Source organism: Lentzea alba (assembly GCF_011067745.1).
Taxonomy (GTDB): Bacteria; Actinomycetota; Actinomycetes; order Mycobacteriales; family Pseudonocardiaceae; genus Lentzea; species Lentzea alba.
This window is the reverse complement of sequence record NZ_JAAMPJ010000015.1, coordinates 200,454-221,581: the sequence shown is the minus strand read 5'-3', so window position 1 is coordinate 221,581 and position 21,128 is coordinate 200,454. Positions and strand designations below refer to the sequence as shown.

Below are 21,128 nucleotides of genomic sequence, written 5' to 3'. Positions count from 1 at the left end.
TCGCATGACCGCACTCTGTCCATCCACAGTGGACGAACTCGGCGCCGCCATCGCCGAGACCGCGGCAACCCACCCGAGGCTGCTGATCACCGGCAACGGCACGGCGGAAGGCTGGGGCGCGCCCGCCCGGCCCGCCGACGCGACGGTCGACACCACCGGTCTCACCGGGGTGATCAGGTACAGCCCCGCCGACATGACGATCGCCGTGCGCGCCGGCACCCCGCTCGCGATCGTGCAGCAGGTCGTGCGGGAACACGGTCAGCGGGTGGCACTCGACCCGGCCCGCGCGGCGCAGGACGCCACGGTCGGCGGGCTGCTGGCCACCGCCGACGCGGGACCGTTGCGCACGAGCCACGGCAGCCTTCGGGACCTCGTCATCGGCACGACCGTGGTGCTCGCCGACGGCACCACGGCCCGCTCCGGCGGCCACGTGATCAAGAACGTGGCAGGCTACGACCTCGCGAAGCTGTTCCACGGTTCGCTTGGCACGCTTGGTGTCGTGGCCGAGGTGGTACTACGGCTGCATCCCGCGCCGCGCGCCGTGACGACCGTGCGCGTACCGGCGTCGGCGGAACACGGATTCCAGGTCGCCACCCACCTCGTCACGTCCGGGGTCGAGGCCGCCGCACTCGAGTGGTGCGCGGGACCGGACGACCGGCTGCTGGTGAGGTTGGAGGGCACCCCTGACGGTGTCGCCGACCGCGTTCGCGAGGTGTCCGCCGACGGCGCCACGGTGCTCACGGACGACGAGGCGTGCGAGGAGTGGTCGGCGGTCGCGGCGACAGCCGTCGGCGAGCCCGGCGACACGGTGGTGCGATTCGGCGCCCTGCCCGCGGCAGGTCCGGCCGCGCTGGGCAAGATCCGGGCGTTCGCCGACGACCTCGGTCTCGGTGTGACGATCTCCAGTTCGGTACCGGCCGGAGTGCACACCGTGCGCGTGCACGGCGGTGCCGCACGTGCGCACAGCCACCTTCTGGCCGCACTGCACGACGACCACCACGCGAACGTGACGGTCCTGCGCCGCGACGGCTTGCACACGTCGAGCGCGTGGGGTCCGCCGCCCTCCGCGATCAGGGTCATGCGGGCGGTCAAACACCGGTTCGACCCCACCTGCCGTTTCGGCGCCGGCCGGTTCGACGGCTGGCTGGACGACGAGAAGGGCCTGTCGTGAACTCCGAACCGCTCGCCGACTGCGTCCACTGTGGATTCTGCCTGCCGACCTGTCCCACCTACGTGGTGAGCGGGCAGGAGACCGAGTCACCGCGTGGCCGCATCTACCTGATGGATCTGGCCGCGCGCGGCGAGATCAGTGTCGACGAGGCTTTCGGCGGTCACATCGACTCCTGCCTCGGCTGCCTGGCGTGCGTGCCCGCCTGCCCGTCCGGTGTCCGCTACGACAAGCTCATCGAGTCGGTTCGACCGCAGGTGGAACGGGAGGTGCCGCGCGGGTTCGCCGACCGGCTCTTCCGCCGGCTGATCTTCGCGCTCTTCCCGTACCCGAACCGGTTGCGCCTGGCCGCGCTCGCCGGCTTGCTCTACACCCGTTCCGGTCTCAGGACGTTGCTCCACCGCCTGGGGGTGGTGGAGCGCCTGCCGTCACGGTTGCGGGCGTTGGAAGCATTGCTGCCACCGGTGGGGCTGCAGGCCTTGTTCTCCTCGGTGCCGGAGATGACTCCCGGCCGCGGCGAGGTGCGACTGCGAGTCGGGTTGCTCGCGGGCTGTGCGAACCGGGTGTTCTTCGGTGACGTCAACGCGGCCACGGTCCGTGTTCTCGCCGCGGAAGGCTGTGACGTGTACGTGCCGCGGGACAACCAGTGCTGCGGCGCGCTGTCGTCCCACGCGGGCCACGAGGAGGACGGAGCCGAACGCGCCAAGGCGACGATCGAGATGTTCGAGCGTTACCGGCTCGACGTCGTGGTCGCCAACGTGGCGGGATGCGGATCGGCGCTCAAGGAGTACGGCGACATCCTGTCTGGATCCCCCGACTTCGCCGAGCGGGCAAAGGCCTTCAGCGCCAAGGTTCGCGACATCACCGAATTGCTCGCCGAACTGCCCGCCAGGACCGCGCGCGCACCGCTCGACCTCCGGGTCGCCTACCACGACGCCTGCCACCTGGCCAACGCGCAGGGAGTACGAAGCCAACCGAGAGAAGTGCTGAGAAGCATTCCCGGCCTGTCCGTCCACGACATCGCGGAGGCGGAGTTGTGCTGCGGTTCCGCCGGGATCTACAACCTCGTCCAGCCGGACACCGCGGAAGAACTCGGCAGGCGAAAGGCGGAGAACCTCCAGGCGACCGGACCTGACGTCGTGGCGACGGCCAACGCGGGCTGCCTGCTGCAGATCCGGCGGTTCCTCGACGAGGGGATCACCGTTGTCCACCCGGTTCAGCTGCTCGACGCCTCGATCCGTGGCGTCGCGTTGTTCGCGACAGCCGACCTCAACGCGAAAACCCGCGAGCGGCGATGAGCAAGGCCTCGCTGACCGCCGCCTCCACGCCATCCGTCGTCTCGTCGCCGGCGGGGTCGGCGTGGAACGCGTGGTGCTCCACGGCCGCCCGCAACGCGGCGTTGATCATCGCCGCGTGCACGGCGGTGGTCAGGTCGGGAGCGGCCAGTCCGCCGCGGCGGGCGAGCGCGGCGGCGAAGACCGGTTCGGCCTGCCGGTGGGCCTCCAGTTCACCCGGAGCCAGCCGGTTGTACCCGCGTACCGGGCGAGGCCAGTCGCAGCAGGCCGTCCACCTGGGCGCCCCGCGCGTTCGGCGCCAGGGCCAGGGGCGCGCGCCGCCTGTTCGACCGGAAGCGCGAGATCACCGTCGACCGCGCTGATGTCGGCATTCGGCTTGGCGATCACCGGGAGTTCACCCGGCTGTCCGGGGCACGATGACTCCAGTGATCAGCTCTCCAGGCCGCAGGTCGTTCTCCACCTGTGGCGTGGTCCCCGGTTCACGGTAGAAGTCAGCGAGCGGGACGCTGCGCTGGCCGGTCCGGCCGGCGAGCTCCACCACGGCGTCGAGCGCGACCAGGGCGACCGCGAGATCACTGGCGTGGGTGGCCACGCACTGGTCGGACGTGCCGAGCACCGCGTGGGTGCGGTTCTCGCCGTGCAGTGCTGAGCAGCCGCTGCCCGGCTGACGCTTGTTGCAGGGTGTCGTGATGTCCCGGAAGTAGCCGCAGCGGGTGCGTTGCAGGAGGTTCCCGCCGATGCTGGCCATGTTGCGCAGCTGCCCGGACGCGCTGGCGAGCAGTGCACGCGCGAGGACCGGGTACTCGGTCACCACCCGGCGGTCGGTGGCCACCGCGCTCATCCGTGCCAACGCGCCGATGTGCAGGCCGCGGCCGTCCAGGCGAACGTCGCGCAGGAGAAGGCGGTTGATGTCCAGGACATGGCTCGGGGTGAGCACCTCCAGCTTCATCAGGTCGACCAGCGTGGTGCCACCGGCCAGGTAGGCGGAGCCGTCGCCGGTGTGGCCGATCGCGTCGTGGACGGTGTTGACCTGGGCGAAATCGAAGGGACGCATCAGCTCGTCCTCCGTTCGGCCCGCACGGTCTTGATGGCGTCGGCTATGTTCGTGTAGGCCCCGCACCGGCAGAGGTTGCCGGACATCCGCTCGCGGATGTCCTCGTCCGAGGTCAGTCCACCCTCACGGAGCACCGCGACCGCGGACATGAGCTGGCCAGAGGTGCAGAACCCACACTGGAAGGCGTCGCAGTCGATGAACGCCTGCTGCACCGGGTGCAGCTTGTCGCCCTGGGCGAGCCCTTCCACAGTGGTCACCCGGCGGCGATTCGTCGCCGCCACCAGGGTCAGGCAGGACAGCACCCGCTCTCCGTCCACGTGCACCGTGCACGCGCCGCACTGACCGTGGTCGCAGCCCTTCTTGGAGCCGGTCATGCCCAACCGTTCCCGAAGCGCGTCGAGCAGCGTGACCCGTGGATCCACGCGAAGGCGTTCCGTTCCGCCATTGACCACCAGCGTCACGTCGACCAGGTTCTCTCCTTGCCCGTCCTGGCCGGTTGCCGCCGTTGCGGTCCAGCCTGCCCGAGCACGGTCACGCTGGCGGACGCCACCGCTGCCCGGCCGAGGAAGCCGCGTCGGGAGAGACCGCTACCTGTCCCGCCGTCGTTGTCGGATGTTCGTGTTCCATCGCTCATATCGAACCTCGCGAGGTGTGGGGTGTGATCTTGGCCTGTGATAGACCCGGCGATACGGAGCGGTTGACGAGGACGTCCTCGAGGGTGCTGGCGGGCATAGTGGCCCTCCCCTGCACAGACGCTGCTGGCGATCAGGCGAAGGAGTACGGGCCGAAGCGGCCCCACGCCACCGTGCCGGCCACCACGATCAACACGAGGTTCGTCACGATCGCGCTGGACTCCTTGCGCGTGGCGTGGACTATCGCCGCCCCGACCATCACCAGCACGAGGCCGACGGCGGCCAGCGGCACCAGCACGGGAACGACGTCCAGCATGGCAGGCAGGATCAACCCGACCGCGGCCAGCACCTCCAGGCCGCCGATGAGCTTGAGCATGCCCGGAGAGAAGTCCTCGGCCCACGCCATGTTCGGCGAGGCGACGAGCTTCTCCTTCGACTGGGCCAGCTTCGCGCCGCCGGCGCCCAGGAAGAGCGCGGCGAGCAGGCCGGCCAGAATCCACAAAACGATGTTCATGAGTTGACCAATCAGGAAGGGCAGACAGGGCCCCGACGTTCTCGTGATTCGTCCCGACGAGACGAAAGCGCATTTCGCGGGAATGCCGGGGGACCTGGGGATCAGATGGGCGGTACGGGATCCGCCGGGTCGCCCGTCAGGCGCCGGCGAAGGCGTGCTTGTGCGCGTTCAGCCACTGCTGGAACGTCTGCAGTTGCGGGTTCAGGTCGCGAACGGCGTCGATGTCGCGGACCTCGTTGAACTGCGGCACTTCCGCGTAGAACTGGAACATGTTCCCCGTCTCGGCCGCGGCGGGGAACGGCTGTGCCCGCATCACGTCGAAGGGCACTGGCGCGTACACCACCGCTTCACCCAGGGCCGCGCTGAGCTGCTCGGCCATCTGCTTGCCGGTCAGGTGCTCGCCGGCGATGGGCACCGTGCGGCCCACGAGGTCACCGCCGCGGCGGAAGATGCCATAGGCGGTCTTGCCGATGTCTTCCACGGCGATGCCGGCGAGCGGACTGTCGGCCATCGGCATGGCCAGCACGAGCACTCCGTCGTCTCCCCGTCGCGGCGCCATCGGGCCAAGCAGGTTCTCCCAGTAGAAGGTCGTCTGCAGGAAAGTGCTCGGCACCCCGGCATCGGTGAAGAACTGGTTGGCTTCGGCCTTGGCATCGAAGTGCGGCACCTTGTAGCTACCCATCAGCGTCGGCATGCGCTCGTCGTCGAGCGGGATGTAGTCGCGGGTGTCCTCGAGCGTCGACCAGATGACATGGGCGACACCGGCGGCCTTGGCGGCCTGGGCCATGGTTGCCGCCTCCTGCTTCTCCCGCTCGGGTGACATGTGCTCCCAGAAGTTGGTCACCAGGAACGCCCCATGCGCTCCGTCGAACGCCTCCGTCATGCTCCGCAGGTCGCCGATGTCGGCCTTCACCACCTCGGCACCCAGGGCCGTGAGCTCACGCGCGGCGTCCGAGTTGGGGCGGCGGGTCAGCGCACGTACCGCGAACTCACCACCGGCGTCGGCAAGGATCGCCCTGGCCAGCCCGCCACCCTGAGCGCCGGTTGCGCCAACCACCGCGATCACTTTCTGCTCCGCCACGACCTTCTCCTTCTTGTTCGGTCAGCGGCGGCACATCGCCGCCACATGACATGTCATCTATATGCACGCCCGAACTACATGACGTGTCACATGATGTGTCATGTACATTAGGTACGGGTAGATGACATGTCAAGCGTCCAGGTAGGCTCGTTGCACATGAACGACACACCCGCGTGGCTGAGCCCCGCCGAGCAGCATGCTTGGCGCGCCTTCGTCCGTCTGCAGCAGAAGTTCTGGCCCATGCTGGAGCGCGACCTGCAGGCGCACAAACTGTCCGGCGCCGACTTCGAGATCCTCGTCGCCCTCACCGACACCCCCGACGGCCGGCGACAATTCCAGGACCTCGCCGGCACCATCGAGTGGGAGCAGAGCCGCCTGTCCCACCAGATCGCCAGGATGATCAAGCGCGGCCTGGTGGCCCGGGAGGAATGCGCCGAGGACGGACGCCGCGCCTTCGTCGCCATCACACCGGCAGGCCGTGAAAGGATCGAGGCCGCCGCACCGCACCATGTGGCCACGGTCCGCCGCCTGGTCATCGATGCCCTCAAGCCGGACGAACTCGCCACCTTCGCGCGGCTCTCCAACCGCATCCTCGAACAACTGGACGACGTGCCACCGCGACCGTCATCGCGGTCCTCTCGCCGGTGACACCGCCGGCGCCGATCTCGCCGAGGCGGCCCTCGACCGCGCCGGCGGGCGGAGCACCAGCTGCTGGACGCGGCCGAGAAGGGCTCGACAAAGCGCCGTCCTGATCGCCGACGCGGTGGCGTGACCGGCTGGCTTTCAGCCGCTCATCCCAGCAGGAAGTCCGCCACGCGTATCGCCGACGGCGTCGTTCCGCTCGAGACCTGCTGGTACTGCACAGACAGAATCCCTTCGGACACAACGCGGGAAGTGTCGACGTTCACCTCTCCGAACGCCTTCAACGACGCCGCGTCGAACACGAGCTTCCAGTCCGCCCAGCCACTGGCCTTGGTCGCTGAAACGATCTTGCCGCGCGGCATGACCAGGTAGGCGTTGTCCGCTCGATCAAAGACGATCTTGGAGCGCTGGGTGTGCGCCGGCGGAACCGGCACTTCTCTCTTGGCCCACCTACCATCCGCACCCCGGACGAGGTGGAATGTGCGACCGTACTGTGCGCGCTGCCTGGCGTAGGCCGTGACGCACTGGGTGAAGCGTCCGGGTACATAGCTGATCACCGCGTGCGGCGTGCCCGCCGAGTCGACGGCCTGGCTCTCCTGGTTCATCAGGCCGTGGTTGGGATCGAGCGGATCGGCGATCAGGCCCGGCGAGTTCACGCCCACCCAAGTGCCACCCGTCGTGCCCACCACCGCGCCGGCGCCATTGCGCCACGTCCGCCCGCGGTCGTCGCTGTAGACGTAGCCGGTGTCGTGGTTGGTCAGGCCTCCGCGATTGCACAACACGCCGGTGTTGCCTTCTCGCCAGGTGAACGCCGCGTGCAACCGTCCACTTCGGTCATAGGTCAAGCCGTGCAGGTACATGTTCCGGGTGTTCGACACGACCCCGTTGGGACCGGTGTAGGAACCCGTCGCGGACGACCAGACGCCCAGCTTGCGCCACGTGCCGCCGGAGTACTCGGCGAGCTCGTTGACTCCGTTGCCCGAACCACCGGTGCGGTAGCTGAACTGAAGTCTGCCCTCAGGCGTGACCACGAACTGCGGGTAGGTCATCGCACCGAGCTCGACGCCGCCGAGCGTGCGCTGCACCTGGCCGAACGCGGCCGCGTTCCACGGCTGCGTCCCGTTCGCAAGTCCAGGTGTGGAACGCATGTAGTACAGGCGCGTGTTGTGCGTGTCCATCGCGACGTGGATCGTGTCGTCCTGCGGCGAGATTCCCAGCGAGATCACGTTGTGCGAGTCGTTGACACTGAGCCGGTGCTGCAGTGTCACGACCTCCCACCGCGTGCTGCCCACCGCCCGCCGCGCGATCACGGCATTGCGGCTCGCGGTGTACCACGTGGCGTACTGACGACCCTTGTAGGTCAGGATCGCGTCCTGCTGGAACGAGTTGTTGTTCACCACCCCGTCGTAGGAGACGAAGTACAGCGCCGAGGCGTCGAGCACCGTGTCCGCGACCAGGCGCGCCGCAGGTTCCGCCTGCGCGGTCCCAGGGACGGCCAGCGACGCCGCGACCACTGCTGATGCCAAAATCGTCCTGTATGCGGCCATGAGCGGCGTCCTCTTCACTGGTTCGGACCTGGGGTCGTGCTAGCCGACAACCGCGACCGCGTCGACGACCAGGGTTCCGCTGCGCACCTTGATCTGAACGTCGTGCCGCCCGGACGCGAGCCCGCGCAGGGCGAAGGCCTGGTAGAACTCGGCCGATGCCACCGTGCGGGCCTCGCTGGCGACGACGCGTCCGTCGACGGTCACCTCGAGCACCGCCGAACCGTTGTTGGGTCCGGTGATGTCGAGCCCGGTTCCCGTGAAGGTGTAGCTCAGCGTCGCGCCGGATCCCTGGCTCGCGGACAACGTCCGCTGGTAGTTGAACATGCTCTTGCCGCTCTCATGAGCCCACTGTCCACTGTAGACGAGCTTGGTGGCGGGCGCGCCGCCCAGATCGTTCGTCTCCAGGTTGTCCAGCAGCTCGGCGTAATACGGCGTGAAGCCGTCGAGGGTGCGCACTCGGAGGTTGTCGAACCTGGTGTTGTAGTAGCCGCTGCCGAGCTCGACGCGGCCGGAGAGCTTGGGTGCCGGATCGGTGTGCCGGGTGAGCGTGACGCCGTCGAGTGAAGCGGTGACCTCACTGCCGGCGGCCTTGAGGGCGAGCTTGTGCCATGCGTTGTGGGCGGTGTTGAAACCCGGAATTCTCACACCGCCGACGCCGCTCACCACATTGCCACTGGCCGCCACGTTGCCGTTGACGATCAGCTGCCAGCCGCCGTCGAAGGTGAACTTCAGCTTGTATGGTGCGCCGACATCGCCGTGCTGCTGCCGGACCCCGAGGACGGCGTGGTTGGCGCCGTCCTGCAGACCGTTGTTCTCGAACGAGACGTCGACGCTGGCCTCGTAGTTCAACCACCGGCTGTCTCCGATCCGGGTGACCGGATCGCCGCTGCTCCACGCGCCGCCAAGCCCGTGGATCGTCCTGTCGAGCTGCTGCCGGAGAACATAGTTGGTCGACCCGTCCGGAAGATGAGCCTCGAAAGCGCCGTTGCGATCGCTTGCGTACAGCGGAATCGCGCTCTTGGATCCGCCGCGGGAGGCGACGAAGTCCTCGCTTCCCACGATCGCGCCGCCGGCCCCGATCACCGGCACGCGCTTGTCGGTGTAGTCGAAGTCGTCCGCGTACAAGGTGTCGTCCTGGGTGTGGTTGCCCGAACCGGAGGCGTCCGTGTCCAGCACGGTTCGCGCACCCTCCACCGGCAGCGGCGCCTGGTACGCCGGGTTCGTGTGCCGCGCCAGTGTCGTCACGGTGACAACCGAGTTGGCCTTGACCTTGACGGTGTACACACCGTCGGAGCCGGCGGTGACGTTGCCAAGATGCTTCATGTAGTTGGCGTTGAAGGCCTGACCCCGGTCGGCCGCGCGCGTCTCCCACATCTCCAGTGCGGGCGCACCGGTGTACGCCATGTTGACGGTGCTGACGCGGTAGGTCTGCGGGTACTCGCTGTCGTTCATGAGGACGGTCGAGAAGTCCCGCTTGTCCGGCGCGGCCAGCGTCAGGTAGCTGGGGGTGCCGTTGCGCCCGATGACGGGGTTGGTGCCCGTGGCGCCGGTGTGGCTCGACTGGGGCACGGCTCTCCAGACCCCTGCGGTGTTGCCCTGGTTCTCCCAGCCGGTCTTCGCGAACCAGCTGAAGTGCCGCAGGATGTGGAGGCCCGCGTCGTAGTGGATCCAGCCCGACCACGGGTCGCGCGCGCTGACCAGTTCCTTGAAGCTGTACTGCCCGCCTTCGTAGAAGGCGCCTACGGCCGGCTGGTAGATGAAGTTCGTCCGGTTGGAGTTGGTGAACCCCTTGATGATCGTGTTACCCATCTCCAGCGCGCTGTTCCTGCCGCCGATGCCGGTCCCCGCGACAGTCGGCTCCTTCATGTTGTTGTTGGGCCGGAAAGCCGAGTTGCCGAAGGTGGCCTGCGCCTCGCTGTTCCAGACCTCCTTGTCGAACACCTGAGCCAGGCGCTTGAAGTTTCCGACGCTGTCGTCGTCGGGGTTGTAGTGGTATCCGGCAACCGCGACGGCGTCACGCAGGCCGGCATCGCTCACCATCGCCCCGCCGAAGCTGCCCAGCCCGGCCTCGTCCGAGATCACCACCTGGATGCGGTTGTACAGCGCGCGCTCGGTGGCGTTGGCGAAACCGGAGGCGTCCGCCCTGACCAGGCTCGCGTACCGCTTGCTCCAGGCCAGGTCCGGCGCACGCTCGTTGAGCCCGGGGTTGACGTAGTCGACCATGAATCCGTAGGTGCGGTACGCCTCGATGATCGACTTCTTGTACCAGGTGTAGATCTTGTCATTGCTGTTCGCCCACGCGGGGGCGTTCCAGCGCAGGATGCTCACCTTGAGGCCGGGGTTCACCTTCCTGGCGTCGGCCGCGAGCTGGAACCCCTGATGCCGCTTGACGTTCGGCGCCTCATTCTCCAACCGCATGGTGGCCGGATCCGGCCCGGTGGAGTTGTTCCGGTCGTTGCCCATCTCGATCTTCACGTTCGTCAGGACCGGACTCGGTCCACCGAACAGGATCTGGAGCATCTCCGCGTACTTGTCCGGGTGCTGCGACTTGTAGTCCATCAGCAGCTCGCTCGTGCTGTTCGCGCTGAGCAGGCCGAACCCCTTGAAGGTGAGGCCGTTGACGTTGCCGGCCTTGATGTCGTTCCCGTTCAGCACGATCCGGTGACCCGTCTCGGACACCGACCACTGCTGGTTGGAGCTGCTGCTGGCGCCGTACTGCTTGAGGTCCGCGCCGTCGTCGGTGCGCCCGGCACCGTCGAGGTACAGCCCGGTCGCCCGGTTCCTGAACTTGGCAAAGCCTCCGGCAGCTTCCCGCGTCCACTGCTGGCTGTTGTCAGCGGAGTCGCTCCGCTGACCGCAGACAGACCCGCCGGCGGTGCGGCCCATGCCGTCGAGGTACAGCCCCGTGGCCCGGTTCTTGATCCGGACGTAGCTTCCCGCCGGTTCGATCAGCCACAGCTGGTTGTCGCTGCCCGATCCCGCGTACTGGCTCGCGTTGGCACCCTCGCTCGTACGTCCGGCACCATCGATGAACTTGCCGGTGGCGCGGTTGCTCACCGTGACAGGTACCGACGCGTCTTCGGCCAGGACTGCCGGCGTGTTGGCGAGTGTCCCGAACAGCACGGATGCCAGGAACAGCGCGGACAGCGACAGCACGCACAGAATCTTGCGGGCGCGGGCGCGGGCGCGGGCCGGTGCGGCTGGGCCGCGGTCCAGCGGAGGTCGGACGGATCGGTGATGCACAGTCAGGTCTCCTGTCGGCCAGCGGACGGACCTACGACCAGGAAAGCGCTTTCCTTCGTCTGACACAAGGGGCGCAGGTGCAGCGTCTCGCTTCGGTTCGCGACGTTCGACATGAGCCCGTCGAACGTCACGTCGATTCGACGCGGCCGACTGCTCGCCATTCGATTGGGAAACCGCTTTCCTTCCTGTCTTGCAACAGAGTCAAGCCTTGCGCCGTGGATTGAAACGAGCCATGGTAACTACCTGGCGCCGGACGACGGCTGATCTCGTGTCCCCTTCCCTTCTGCCCGAAGGGAACCGCGACCACCTTGCCAACTCACAACCCGCACATGTTCGGAGAGAGAGACATGATCGCTCGGTTTCGGTCGCGTGTCACCGCGGCATTCGCCGCCTTCGTGACCATGGCGGCCGGGGTGCTGATAGTTCCCCCGCCAGCGCACGCCATCTACGGCACCGCCGACATTAAACCGATCGAGAGCAACATCGCCGCCAAGTTCTGGGCCTCCGCCACCGCGAGCAGCGGCTCGTCGACCGCCGGATCAGCGATCGACGGGAACCCGGCGACATCCTGGTACTCGGACGGTCCCAGCGCCAGGCAGCGGCTCACCGTCGACCTCGGCGGCGCCTACGACAACCTGCGCAAGGTCAAGGTGCTCTTCGCCGACCGCGGCGTGGCCTACCGGTACACCATCGAGGCCTCGCCCGACGGCAGCCGGTGGAACGAGATCGCCGACATGTCCCACAACCGCACCGCGGCACGGGGAGCGGTACACCTGTTCACCCGGCCCGGAACGCGCTTCGTCCGGCTCACGATCACCGGCACCGCGAAGGTCGGGGTGAGTGAGCTGCAGGTCTTCAACTACCTGCGCGACGACCTCACCCTCGGCGCCGATCTGTCCTGGATGGACGATCGGAGGAACCACCAGTACTGGGTCAACCCGCTGTCCGCCGACAAGGGTGCCGGACCACACGTGCTCGACGTGGTCAAGGACCGCGGCATGCAGTTCTCCCGGTTGCGGATCTTCAACGAGCCCAGGAGCGAGAGCACCGGCCAGCCGAACGCGATCCCGTACCAGGGTCCGCAACGTTCGCTCGAGTCCGCGCGACTGGTCAAGAACCGGAACCTGGGTCTCGGCATCGACTTCCACTACGCGGACTCCTGGGCGGACCCGAGCAAGCAGCCGAAACCGCGCGCCTGGGCACAGCTGGAGTTCGCCGATCTGACCAAGGCGGTCTACGGCTACACCCAGGACTACCTGCGTCAGCTGATTCGCCAGGGCACCAGGCCGGACAAGGTCGCCGTCGGCAACGAGATCATCAACGGCTTCATGTACGGCAACGAGGCGGCACTCATCGGCACGACGGCCCCGCCGTATTTCGTCGACCAGGCCGACGTCTACCAGTCGAAGCCGGGCGGTGGCCTGCTGTGGCGGTACTGGAAGTCGGCCGACCCGGCCGAGCAACGGCTCTACGAAGAGGCGTGGGATCGGTTCACCACGCTGGCCGCGTCCGGGATCAAGGCCGTCCGCGACACGTCGCCGAAGAGCAAGGTCGAGATCCACGTGATCGTCGGCACCGGGCGGCTCGAGAAGACCATGGAGTTCTGGCACCAGTTCCTGACCAGGGTGAAGGCCAAGGGGCAGAACCCCGACGTGCTCGCGATCTCCTACTACCCGGAGTGGCACGGTACGCCGGAGGCGCTGGAAACCAACCTCCACGAGATCGCGACGACGTACCCCGGCTACGAGATCGACATCGCCGAGACCTCCTACCCGGCGTCCGGCGGCGGTGGCGCGCCGATGCCCAACTCGCCATTCCCGCGCACGATCCAGGGACAGGCGGACGCCATCCAGCGGGTCTTCCAGGCCGCCAACGACGTGGTCGGCAACAGGGGCGCCGGCGTACTGGTCTGGGAGCCGGTCGGCTGGCAGACGATGTTCCGCGCCGTGCCTGGCATGCCGGACACCTACGAGCCGCACGCGTCGATCAACGTGTTCAACGCGAGCCGGGCCAAGTACGTCCTCGAGGACACCGTTCACGTCGCCACACGCGTGGGCAGGACCCCGGCACTCCCGTCCACCGTCCGCAGGCTCACCACCGCGAGCAACGCCCTCACCGCCATTCCCGTTCGCTGGCAACCACTGCCGGGCGGAGCGACTGACCGGCCCGGTGAGGTCGTCGTCAGCGGAACCACGGCGCTGGGCAAGGTCACCGCGGTCATCGACGTGATCTAGAGAGGGCGACATGAACCGACCGGCACGTGCTCTTGTGGTGACGGCTCTCGTCGTCTCGGCCGTCATCCTTCCCGGCGCTCCGGCGCCCGCGGACGTCCTGCCCACCGCAACGATCCCCACCGGGGCACAGTCGCTGGAGTCGGTGAACCTCCCCGGCCGGTTCGTCCAGCACAGCGACCGGCTGGGCCGCCTCGGCGCGGTCACCTCCGGGAGTTCGGCGCAGGCCAAGTCGGACGCCACCTTCACCGTGGTGTCCGGTCTCGCGTCACCGTCGTGTTATTCCTTCCAGGCCACCAACGGGCTGTTCCTGCGGCACCGGGACTACCGCGTGCGCCTGGAGGCCAACACGGGTGCGGCGGAGTTCCGCGGCGACGCGACGTTCTGCCCCACAGCGGGTTCGGTGACCGGCTCGACGTCGCTGGTGTCGTTCAACTTCCCGAACCGGCGGCTGCGGCACCGCAACCTCGAGCTCTGGCTCGACCCGACCCAGGACACCGCGGAGTTCCGGGCCGCCAGCTCCTTCCGGTTGACCGCGCCGTGGACCCCCAAGACCACCAAGGGGCCGGTCATCCCCGGGCTGTTCGCGGACCCGCACATCACCCACTTCAACGGCCGGTACTACCTCTACCCCACGACCGATGGCTACGCGAGCTGGTCCGCGCCCCACTACAAAGCCTTCTCCTCAACCGACCTGGTCAACTGGACCGACCACGGCGTGATCCTGAACCACGGACCGGACGTGTCGTGGGCCGACAACTCGGCGTGGGCGCCGGCGGTGGTCGCCAAGAACGGCCGCTACTACCTGTACTTCAGCGGCGGCGCCGCGTCCGGCAACACCGCCAAGCACCTCGGCGTCGCCGTGTCCGACTCCCCCACCGGCCCGTTCCGGGATGCCCTGGGCACACCGCTGATCCGGGCCGGAGCGTACTCAGGACAGGCCATCGACCCGATGGTGTTCACCGACGACAACGGACAGTCCTATCTCTACTGGGGCAACGGGGCGGCGCACGTCGTTCCGCTGAACCCGGACATGATCTCGTTCAACCCGGCGGCGGTGCGCACGATCACGACTTCCGGGTTCCGCGAGGCGGCGTTCGTGTTGAAGCGCAACGGCACCTACTACTTCATGTGGTCGGAGGGCGACACGCGCGACGAGAACTACCAGGTCGCCTACGCGACCGGCTCGTCCCCGCTCGGACCGTGGACCAAGCGCGGTGTCGTGCTCCAGAAACGGCTCAGCCTCGGCATCAAGGGCACCGGGCACCACTCGGTCGTCAAGACGCCCGGCACCGACACCTGGCACGTTGCCTACCACCGCTTCGCGATGCCCGCGGGAAACGGCACCAACCGCGAGGTGACCATCGACCGCATGACGTTCAACCCCGACGGCACCATCGCCACGATCGTCCCGACCCTCTGATCAAGCCGGAACTCCGTTCAGAGACGCAGCAGGTGCGCCGCGTTGAGGTGTGCGATGCGTTCGAGGTCGGCGCGGCAGAACGGCGCTGTGCGGAGGAACTCGACTGCCTCGGCGGTCGATTCGTAGGGGTAGTCGACGGCGAACAGCAGCCGGTCGGCGCCGATGGCCTGGACGGCCCCGAGGACCCTGCTGAGTCAGCTCCCGTCGGAAGGGGCGAGCATCGCCGAACTGGCCCGGCGTCTGGGCGTCAGCGCCCCGACCGCGCACCAGTGGGTCCATGAACTCGTCGCCGCGGGCGTGGTGACCGTGGAGACCGACCCGCAGTCAGCTCGGTCGAAGCTCGTGCGCCTCACGGTGGCCGGTGCTCGGCGCCGCGCGGAGACGATGCAGATGCTGGCCGGGCTCGAAGCCGCGCTCGCCGGGCGCGTCGGCGTGGACACCGTCACCGCGCTTCGGGCCGCACTGGAGGAGCCGTGGGGATCTCCGGAGTCGGCGGTGGCGGAACTCCCCGGCCTTTCCACCCGGTAACGCTGCCGGCTCCCGGCGTGGATCAGGCTCGTTCGGCCCATGCGGCGGCGACGTCGTCGGCAGGTGGGTCGGTGACCATGCCGGCGTTGGCGCCGAACTGGCGGGTGTTGGGCTGGGCCTGAGGGTCGTAGAGCGGCCATCCCGGGTCGCCGGTGGCGACGAAGCGGGCCCATGCGGAGGCGAGGTCGTCGCGGACTTCGAGCAGTTGCGGGGAGGCCGGGTCGACGTGGTCGAAGAGCAGGGCAAGCTCCGCGCCGTGGCTCGCGCCGAGCACCGGGCCTAGTGGTTCGGCTGAGAACAGGTAGGTGTGGGCACGTCCACCGGCGGCGACCTGGGCGGCGGCGAGCCCGCCGGCAGGTCGCCGGTAGACGGCGTCGGTCAGGAACAGCGTGCGCAGCCCGGGCAGGTCCGCGTCGGGCGCCCGATGCCGGTAGGCGGCGAGCAGCCGCTCGGGAGAGGCGATGCCGGCCTGCCGCATTTCGGCCAGGAGCGCACGTTCGTCCGCGGGCGCGTAGGCAGGCCCTTGCAGGGCTTGGAAGAGGCGCATCTCGTCTCGGTTGGCTCCGACGAGCAGGCCGATCCCGGAGGCGGCGCCGTCGGCGACTGCCTGCTGCGGGTGCTCGGGAAGGACGTTGCCGTCCACCACCACGCCCCACCCACGCCCGCCGGGCAGGCTGCGGCGGCCGAGGTCGGCGTCGATGACACTGCTCTGCACCTCGAGGATCGCAGAGACCGGAACGTCGAGAAGATCGTCCATCTCGTCGAGGCCGAGGGCGGCCATCAGGTCTGTGGCGATCGCGGTGCCGGTGGCGGTGTCGACGACCCGTTGGGCGTGTCCGCTTTGCAGGATCGCCCGGTGGAAGGTGCCCGCCGCGGCGGGCGCGGCGAGCAGCGCGCCGATGGAGGAGGCTCCTGCGGACTGTCCTGCGACCGTGATGTTGCCGGGGTCCCCGCCGAAGGCCGCGATGTTGTCGCGGACCCAGCGCAGGGCCGCGGCCTGGTCTTGGAGACCGAGGTTGGTGCAGTTCGCCCAGTCCGGACCGCCGAGATCGGCCAGGTGCAGGTACCCGAGCGCGCCGAGCCGGTAGTTGGCCGCGACCACCACCGCGCCGGTCAGCCGGGACAGTGCGGCACCGTCGGTCATCGGGGGTGCCGCCGAGCCGCTGTCGAAGCCCCCACCGTAGATCCAGACGATCACGGGGCGACTGCCGGCGGGGTCGGGGGTCCAGACGTTGAGGTAGAGGCAGTCCTCGTCGCAGTGCGTCGGCGGGGCCCACAGGTCGCTGCCCGGGAAAGGCGGAGGCGCGGCCTGCCCGGACACCAGGGCGCTGACGCGCTGCGCGGGTGCGGGGCGGAACAGGGTGGCATCCAGGACACCGGGCCACGGTTGCCGTGGTCGGGGCGGACGCAACCGCAGCGGTCCGACCGGTGGAGCGGCGAACGGGACACCCGCGAACAGGATGCTGCCGCCGGGCAGGGGCATGCCGCGTAGCGTGCCGGCAGCGGTGTCGACCAGGTAGGAGTCGGTCATTCTGGATCATGCCTTCGTATGCGGGACAACGGACGGGTCCGATGACGGAGCGAACCGGTGTCCGATAGTTTATTCCAAGGAATGACCTTTCAGGGAAGGATCACCCTGTGGTGGATGTCGCACAGGTGTTCGCCGACCTCGTCAGGTACGAGACGAGGCTCTACAACGTCCTCGGCGAGCGGTTGCGGGCCGAGCACGGCCTGACCACGGCGCAGTTCGAGTTCCTGCGGATCATCGGCGGCCGGGACAACTGCCGGGTCAACGACCTCGCCCACGAGGTCGCGATCACCGTGGGCGCGACCAGCAAGGCGGTCGACCGGCTCGAGGCCGCGGGGTGGGTGAGCCGGCGCCCGAACCCGGAGAACCGCCGCTCCTCGCTGATCGTTCTGACCGATGAGGGCCGGCGACTGATGGATGCCGCCACCCCCACGTTCGAGAACGAGTTGCGCATCTGGCTCGCCGACCCGCTGACCGGCCGATCACTCGAGCAGCTGGCAGGCACCGTCGCCGTCTTGCGACGGACCGTGGAGGCCGCGCGGGTCGGCATGCCGACCGGGTGACTCCGGCGGCAGGCAGCTACCGGTACCCGCTCTCGCCGGCCTGACCGGCGGAGAGGCCGGCCCGCTGCGCGTCGCCGAACTTCTCGGTGCCCAGCACTCCGAGCAACTGCAGCTTCTCGAACGCCTCCGTGCGCGGCGGCGCGGTGAGCACCAGCAGCATTTGTGACTGGTCCTCGGTGAACAACGCCTGACAGTCGACCTCGATCTCGCCGAGCTGCGGGTGCACCAGCACCTTGTGCTCCACGAACCGTTTCGCGACCTCGTGCCGTTCCCACAGCTCCGCGAACTCGACGCTCTCCTTGCGTAGCGCGCGCACCAGCTCACCGGCACGTGATCGCGGACCCAACGGCCCGTACGCGGCGCGCAGGTTCGCCACCTGCGCCCGGCTGTGCCGGGCGCGGTCGCGCTCCGGGTAGATCAGGCGCGCGTCGGGGTCGGTGAACCAGCGGTAGCTCCAGCTGCGGGCCAACCCTGTGTACCGGGAGGTGTCTCCGTACAACGCCTCGGCGAACCGGTTCTGCACGAGCACCTCGCCGAGGCTGGACAGGACCAACGCGGGCGTGTCCGACAGCCGGTCCAGCACCCGTTGCAACGCGGGCGCGACGTGCGTGGCGGTCATCTGCGGCGACGGGGCGTTGCGGCCGGCCACCCGGAACAGATAATCCCGCTCGTCGTCGCTCAACCGCAGCGCGCGGGCCAGCGAGGCCAGCATCTGCTCACTCGGCTGCGGACCTCGCTGCTGCTCCAGCCGCGTGTAGTAGTCCGTGGACATCACCGCCAGCGCCGCGACCTCCTCCCGCCGCAGCCCCGGCGCCCGCCTGCGCGCACCCTCCGACAACCCGACGTCTTCCGGACGCAGGTCCTCCCGGCGACGGCGCAGGAAGGCCGCGAGCTCCGCACGATCCACACCCCCAGTATCCGGCTCCTGCTCACGTGAGCCAGGGATCGCCGATCCCCCGATAAGTGATCTCTGCCTCGCGTTGAGGCTTCAGCGCGAAAGTCTTGGCATGGACATCACCGGCAACACCGTCTTCATCCCTGGGGCCACCAGCGGCATCGGCCTGGCGCTGGCCCTCGCTCTGCGGAAGCGCGGCAACACCGTGATCATCGGCGGCCGGCGCACCGAACTGCTCGACAAGATCGCTCTTGAACACCCCGGCGTCGACACCGTCCGCATCGACACCGCCGACCCGGACAGCATCCAGTCCGCGGCCAAGGACGTGCTCGCCCGCCACCCCGAGCTCAACGTGCTGATCACCATGGCCGGCATCATGAGCGCGGAGGACTGGCACCGCCCCGAGACGTTCCTCGACTCGGCCGAGCGCATCGTGACCACCAACCTCCTCGGCCCGATCCGCCTGATCGCCGCCTTCGTCGAGCACCTGCAGACCCGGCCCGACGCCACCATCATGACCGTCTCCTCCGGACTCGCGTTCGCCCCGCTGAAGATGACACCGAGCTACAACGCGTCCAAGGCCGCCATCCACATGCTCAGCGAGTCACTGCGGCTCCAGCTCGCCGACACGACGGTGCGGGTCGCCGAACTCGAACCCCCGATGGTTCAGACGGATCTGATGCCCGGACAGGCCGACAGTGAGCACGCCGTACCGCTCGACGCCTACATCGCCGAGGTCATGAGCATCATCGAGACCCAGCCCGAGACGACGGAGATCCAGGTGGAACAGGTCAAATTCCTGCGGTACGCCGAGGCTCGTGGCGACTACGAGCAGGTTGTCGCGGTGCTCAACGGCATGGCCCCGCACGGCAACTGACTGGTGCCGTCACGCGACCGACCTCCACCCCGGCGCCGATGGCCGTGGTGGAGGTCGGCGATCACACCGCTGACGCGGTCTCTGCCCTGGTTACGCTGAGGTCTTGACCAGTGAGAACTGGTCGACGACAACACCGCCTGAACCCGACGCCCGCACGGTGACAGTGGCGCCCCCGCTGGGTAGCACGATGCCGGTGAGCTCGCGCTTGGCCCAGCCGCTCGACGACGGGATGCTCAGGGTGCGTTGGCTGCCGTTGGCGCCGGTGATCACGACCTGTCCGGCACTGCCCCGAGCGTACGTGGACAGGGTGTAGGTGCCCGCGGGCACCGACTCGATCCGCTGCTCCACGCCGCCACTGTTGCTCACCTGAAGGGCGAAGCGAGACCCGTTCACACCACCGTTGACGTTGGTCACCGAACCGCCGAGGTTCCGCCATCCACGCACACTGGAGACGATGATGCGGTCGGCCTGGATGTCCGGGTTGAGGATGTAGTTGTTCGCCGGCCCGGTGCGCCATTCGCCGGTCGTGACGTTGAACTCCCACTGGCTCACCGAGTGGAACCGTGGCCGCGCACCGGTCTTGGTGATCGGCACCCACTGGTTGTAGCCGATACCGTTCCAGGCGAAGTCGGCCCAGCGGTCGCCGGCGTAGATCACCGTGTTCTGCTTGGTGCCCTTGACCGTCACGAAGAACCCGGTCTGGGTCACGTGGCTGTAGTCCATCTCGGTGCCGGCAAGGACGTACTCGCTGCTGTAGGAGCCCTGGACGTTGCTGCTGGTCGACTCGTTGACGTAGTTGACCGAGGTGTTCCAGCCGTGCAGGTCCGACGCCGCGTGGTAGTACTTGCCGTCGAGCTTGAACATGGCGTTGCCCTCGCGACCGGAGCCGCGGCGGATCTCCACGCCCGGCTCGATCCGCAGCGAGTCGGACTCCCGGAACTTGGCCACGAAGCCGCGCGAACGCCCTTCGCGGTTGGAGAAGATCAGGTAGTCCTTGCCGTTGTCGTCGGTGAAGACCGTCTGGTCACCGGTGCCGGTCGTGGGCGAGTTGGTGATCTGGGTCTGGAAGTAGCCGTAGTCGAAGGTGTCGGTGGGCGAGTCGCCCTGCAGCAGCAGAACACCGTGTCCGCCGCGACCGGTGTGCCACATCTGCGTGGCGAGCACGTACTTGCCGGTGTTCTCGTTGTACGAGACACCGAGACGCCCGACCCAGCCCGCACCTCCCATGTTGGCGCCGCTGCCGACGCCGGTGGAACGCGTCGCGACCCGGTTCTCGAACTTCCAGTTCACCAGGTCCTTCGACGAGTACACCGGGATCGACACGAAGCTGACGTTCCCGTCGTACTTGCGCGTCGGGTTGGCCCGGTAGAGCTCGGCACCGGAGTAGTGCACGCCGTACCAGTAGTAGGTGTCACCGAACTTGAAGACGCCGCCACCCTGCGAATAGATCGGGTTGCCGCTGGTGTCGTTCCAGAACTTGTTGTTCGTGATGGTCTGGAACGTGCCCTCGTCAGCCGCCTTCAGCTCGCCGGCGGCGTTCATCAGCGCCGTCTTCGCGGCAGCGACCTCCGAAACAGCGGCCGACCTGTTACCGGCGACACCGGCAGCGGTGGTCAACGCCTTGGCGAAGGGAGCCCAGGAGTCAGCCGTGTACTTCGACGGAACGCGGGTCTGGTAGTCGGACACCAGGAAGTCGAGACCGCGATCCATCACCGGTCCGGCGCCCTGGTCCTGGAGTTCCGTCGCAGGTGGCTGGTCTGCCTGCATCTGGGCTTGCTGTATCTGGGCTGCCGGTGGGTCCGCCGCAGCGGTGCTCACTGAGAGCGGTACCGCCAGCGCCACAGCCAAGAGTGCGGTGGCGGACAACTTCCAGTACTTCGAAGCGACGCGCGATGTTTGCCTCAAGA

Annotated in this window: 19 protein-coding genes and 1 pseudogene; 8 read left to right on the top strand and 12 right to left on the bottom strand. The window is 68.2% G+C overall.

Annotated elements, in window-relative coordinates:
* Nucleotides 1–4: 4 nt before the first annotated feature.
* Entirely contained in the window at nt 5–1,171 is a 1,167-nt protein-coding gene (locus G7043_RS40895) for an FAD-binding oxidoreductase (RefSeq protein ID WP_166054075.1), read from the top strand.
* Nucleotides 1,168–2,466, top strand: coding sequence for a (Fe-S)-binding protein (locus G7043_RS40890; protein ID WP_313888329.1), 1,299 nt, complete (start codon nt 1,168–1,170; stop codon nt 2,464–2,466). The genes G7043_RS40895 and G7043_RS40890 overlap by 4 nt, the downstream gene beginning before the upstream one ends.
* Here G7043_RS40890 and G7043_RS40885 read toward each other — a convergent pair.
* The 6 genes and pseudogenes from G7043_RS40885 to G7043_RS40860 form a co-directional block, all read right to left on the bottom strand.
* Nucleotides 2,438–2,575 carry a hypothetical protein gene (locus tag G7043_RS40885; protein WP_207312396.1) on the bottom strand — a complete coding sequence of 46 codons (138 nt, stop codon included), beginning with the start codon at nt 2,573–2,575 and terminating at the stop codon, nt 2,438–2,440. The genes G7043_RS40890 and G7043_RS40885 overlap by 29 nt on opposite strands.
* A 294-nt stretch (nt 2,576–2,869) precedes the next feature.
* Nucleotides 2,870–3,517 (bottom strand): annotated as a pseudogene (locus G7043_RS40880) (FAD binding domain-containing protein); the annotation flags it as partial.
* Complete coding sequence (locus G7043_RS40875; protein ID WP_166054178.1) at nt 3,517–3,987, bottom strand: (2Fe-2S)-binding protein; 471 nt, start codon at nt 3,985–3,987, stop codon at nt 3,517–3,519. The gene G7043_RS40875 and the pseudogene G7043_RS40880, both read right to left, overlap by 1 nt.
* On the bottom strand, nt 3,975–4,151 hold the full coding sequence (locus G7043_RS50465; RefSeq protein ID WP_166054071.1) for a twin-arginine translocation signal domain-containing protein: 177 nt from the start codon (nt 4,149–4,151) through the stop codon (nt 3,975–3,977). Before G7043_RS50465 ends, G7043_RS40875 begins: the two co-directional genes overlap by 13 nt.
* A gap of 131 nt (nt 4,152–4,282) precedes the next feature.
* Nucleotides 4,283–4,663: a DoxX family protein gene (locus tag G7043_RS40865; protein ID WP_166054070.1), complete on the bottom strand. Its 381-nt coding sequence runs from the start codon at nt 4,661–4,663 to the stop codon at nt 4,283–4,285.
* A 136-nt stretch (nt 4,664–4,799) separates the two neighbouring features.
* On the bottom strand, nt 4,800–5,744 hold the full coding sequence (locus G7043_RS40860; RefSeq protein ID WP_166054069.1) for an NmrA/HSCARG family protein: 945 nt from the start codon (nt 5,742–5,744) through the stop codon (nt 4,800–4,802).
* Between the two features lie 156 nt (nt 5,745–5,900).
* Here G7043_RS40860 and G7043_RS40855 point away from each other — a divergent pair, with 156 nt between their 5' ends.
* Nucleotides 5,901–6,392: a MarR family winged helix-turn-helix transcriptional regulator gene (locus tag G7043_RS40855; RefSeq protein ID WP_166054068.1), complete on the top strand. Its 492-nt coding sequence runs from the start codon at nt 5,901–5,903 to the stop codon at nt 6,390–6,392.
* Between the two features lie 143 nt (nt 6,393–6,535).
* Here G7043_RS40855 and G7043_RS40850 read toward each other — a convergent pair whose 3' ends face one another.
* Nucleotides 6,536–7,933 carry a BNR repeat-containing protein gene (locus G7043_RS40850; protein WP_166054067.1) on the bottom strand — a complete coding sequence of 466 codons (1,398 nt, stop codon included), beginning with the start codon at nt 7,931–7,933 and terminating at the stop codon, nt 6,536–6,538.
* 39 nt (nt 7,934–7,972) lie between these two features.
* Nucleotides 7,973–11,176 carry an RICIN domain-containing protein gene (locus G7043_RS40845; protein ID WP_166054066.1) on the bottom strand — a complete coding sequence of 1,068 codons (3,204 nt, stop codon included), beginning with the start codon at nt 11,174–11,176 and terminating at the stop codon, nt 7,973–7,975.
* Nucleotides 11,177–11,523: 347 nt separating this feature from the next.
* On the opposite strand from G7043_RS40845, the gene G7043_RS40840 reads away from it, so the two are divergent.
* Nucleotides 11,524–13,410: a glycosyl hydrolase 53 family protein gene (locus G7043_RS40840; protein WP_166054065.1), complete on the top strand. Its 1,887-nt coding sequence runs from the start codon at nt 11,524–11,526 to the stop codon at nt 13,408–13,410.
* Nucleotides 13,411–13,420: 10 nt separating this feature from the next.
* A complete protein-coding gene (locus G7043_RS40835) occupies nt 13,421–14,830 on the top strand; it encodes a family 43 glycosylhydrolase (protein ID WP_207312395.1) in 1,410 nt (469 codons plus the stop codon).
* 17 nt (nt 14,831–14,847) lie between these two features.
* Here the strand turns inward: G7043_RS40835 and G7043_RS40830 are convergent, their stop codons facing one another.
* Nucleotides 14,848–14,976: a hypothetical protein gene (locus G7043_RS40830; RefSeq protein ID WP_242643248.1), complete on the bottom strand. Its 129-nt coding sequence runs from the start codon at nt 14,974–14,976 to the stop codon at nt 14,848–14,850.
* A gap of 16 nt (nt 14,977–14,992) precedes the next feature.
* Between G7043_RS40830 and G7043_RS40825 the strand changes: the two genes are divergently transcribed.
* Nucleotides 14,993–15,358 (top strand): MarR family winged helix-turn-helix transcriptional regulator, encoded by a 366-nt coding sequence (locus tag G7043_RS40825; protein ID WP_166054064.1) that lies wholly within the window; start codon nt 14,993–14,995, stop codon nt 15,356–15,358.
* Between the two features lie 22 nt (nt 15,359–15,380).
* On the opposite strand, the gene G7043_RS40820 is transcribed toward G7043_RS40825, so the two are convergent.
* A complete protein-coding gene (locus G7043_RS40820) occupies nt 15,381–16,889 on the bottom strand; it encodes a carboxylesterase/lipase family protein (protein WP_166054063.1) in 1,509 nt (502 codons plus the stop codon).
* Between the two features lie 107 nt (nt 16,890–16,996).
* Between G7043_RS40820 and G7043_RS40815 the strand changes: the two genes are divergently transcribed.
* On the top strand, nt 16,997–17,449 hold the full coding sequence (locus G7043_RS40815) for a MarR family winged helix-turn-helix transcriptional regulator (protein WP_166054062.1): 453 nt from the start codon (nt 16,997–16,999) through the stop codon (nt 17,447–17,449).
* Nucleotides 17,450–17,465: 16 nt separating this feature from the next.
* On the opposite strand, the gene G7043_RS40810 is transcribed toward G7043_RS40815, so the two are convergent.
* Nucleotides 17,466–18,356, bottom strand: coding sequence for a helix-turn-helix transcriptional regulator (locus G7043_RS40810; protein WP_166054061.1), 891 nt, complete (start codon nt 18,354–18,356; stop codon nt 17,466–17,468).
* A gap of 100 nt (nt 18,357–18,456) precedes the next feature.
* Between G7043_RS40810 and G7043_RS40805 the strand changes: the two genes are divergently transcribed.
* Nucleotides 18,457–19,221 carry an SDR family oxidoreductase gene (locus tag G7043_RS40805; RefSeq protein WP_166054060.1) on the top strand — a complete coding sequence of 255 codons (765 nt, stop codon included), beginning with the start codon at nt 18,457–18,459 and terminating at the stop codon, nt 19,219–19,221.
* A gap of 90 nt (nt 19,222–19,311) precedes the next feature.
* On the opposite strand, the gene G7043_RS40800 is transcribed toward G7043_RS40805, so the two are convergent.
* Complete coding sequence (locus G7043_RS40800; protein WP_207312394.1) at nt 19,312–21,126, bottom strand: family 43 glycosylhydrolase; 1,815 nt, start codon at nt 21,124–21,126, stop codon at nt 19,312–19,314.
* Nucleotides 21,127–21,128 lie beyond the last annotated feature (2 nt).

Coding starts and splice junctions, on each gene's coding strand:
- G7043_RS40895 (WP_166054075.1), top strand. CDS start 5: ATGACCGCACTCTGTCCATCCACAGTGGACGAACTCGGCGCCGCCATC.
- G7043_RS40885 (WP_207312396.1), bottom strand. CDS start 2,575: ATGATCAACGCCGCGTTGCGGGCGGCCGTGGAGCACCACGCGTTCCAC.
- G7043_RS50465 (WP_166054071.1), bottom strand. CDS start 4,151: ATGAGCGATGGAACACGAACATCCGACAACGACGGCGGGACAGGTAGC.
- G7043_RS40865 (WP_166054070.1), bottom strand. CDS start 4,663: ATGAACATCGTTTTGTGGATTCTGGCCGGCCTGCTCGCCGCGCTCTTC.
- G7043_RS40855 (WP_166054068.1), top strand. CDS start 5,901: ATGAACGACACACCCGCGTGGCTGAGCCCCGCCGAGCAGCATGCTTGG.
- G7043_RS40850 (WP_166054067.1), bottom strand. CDS start 7,933: ATGGCCGCATACAGGACGATTTTGGCATCAGCAGTGGTCGCGGCGTCG.
- G7043_RS40840 (WP_166054065.1), top strand. CDS start 11,524: ATGATCGCTCGGTTTCGGTCGCGTGTCACCGCGGCATTCGCCGCCTTC.
- G7043_RS40835 (WP_207312395.1), top strand. CDS start 13,421: ATGAACCGACCGGCACGTGCTCTTGTGGTGACGGCTCTCGTCGTCTCG.
- G7043_RS40825 (WP_166054064.1), top strand. CDS start 14,993: ATGGCCTGGACGGCCCCGAGGACCCTGCTGAGTCAGCTCCCGTCGGAA.
- G7043_RS40820 (WP_166054063.1), bottom strand. CDS start 16,889: ATGACCGACTCCTACCTGGTCGACACCGCTGCCGGCACGCTACGCGGC.
- G7043_RS40805 (WP_166054060.1), top strand. CDS start 18,457: ATGGACATCACCGGCAACACCGTCTTCATCCCTGGGGCCACCAGCGGC.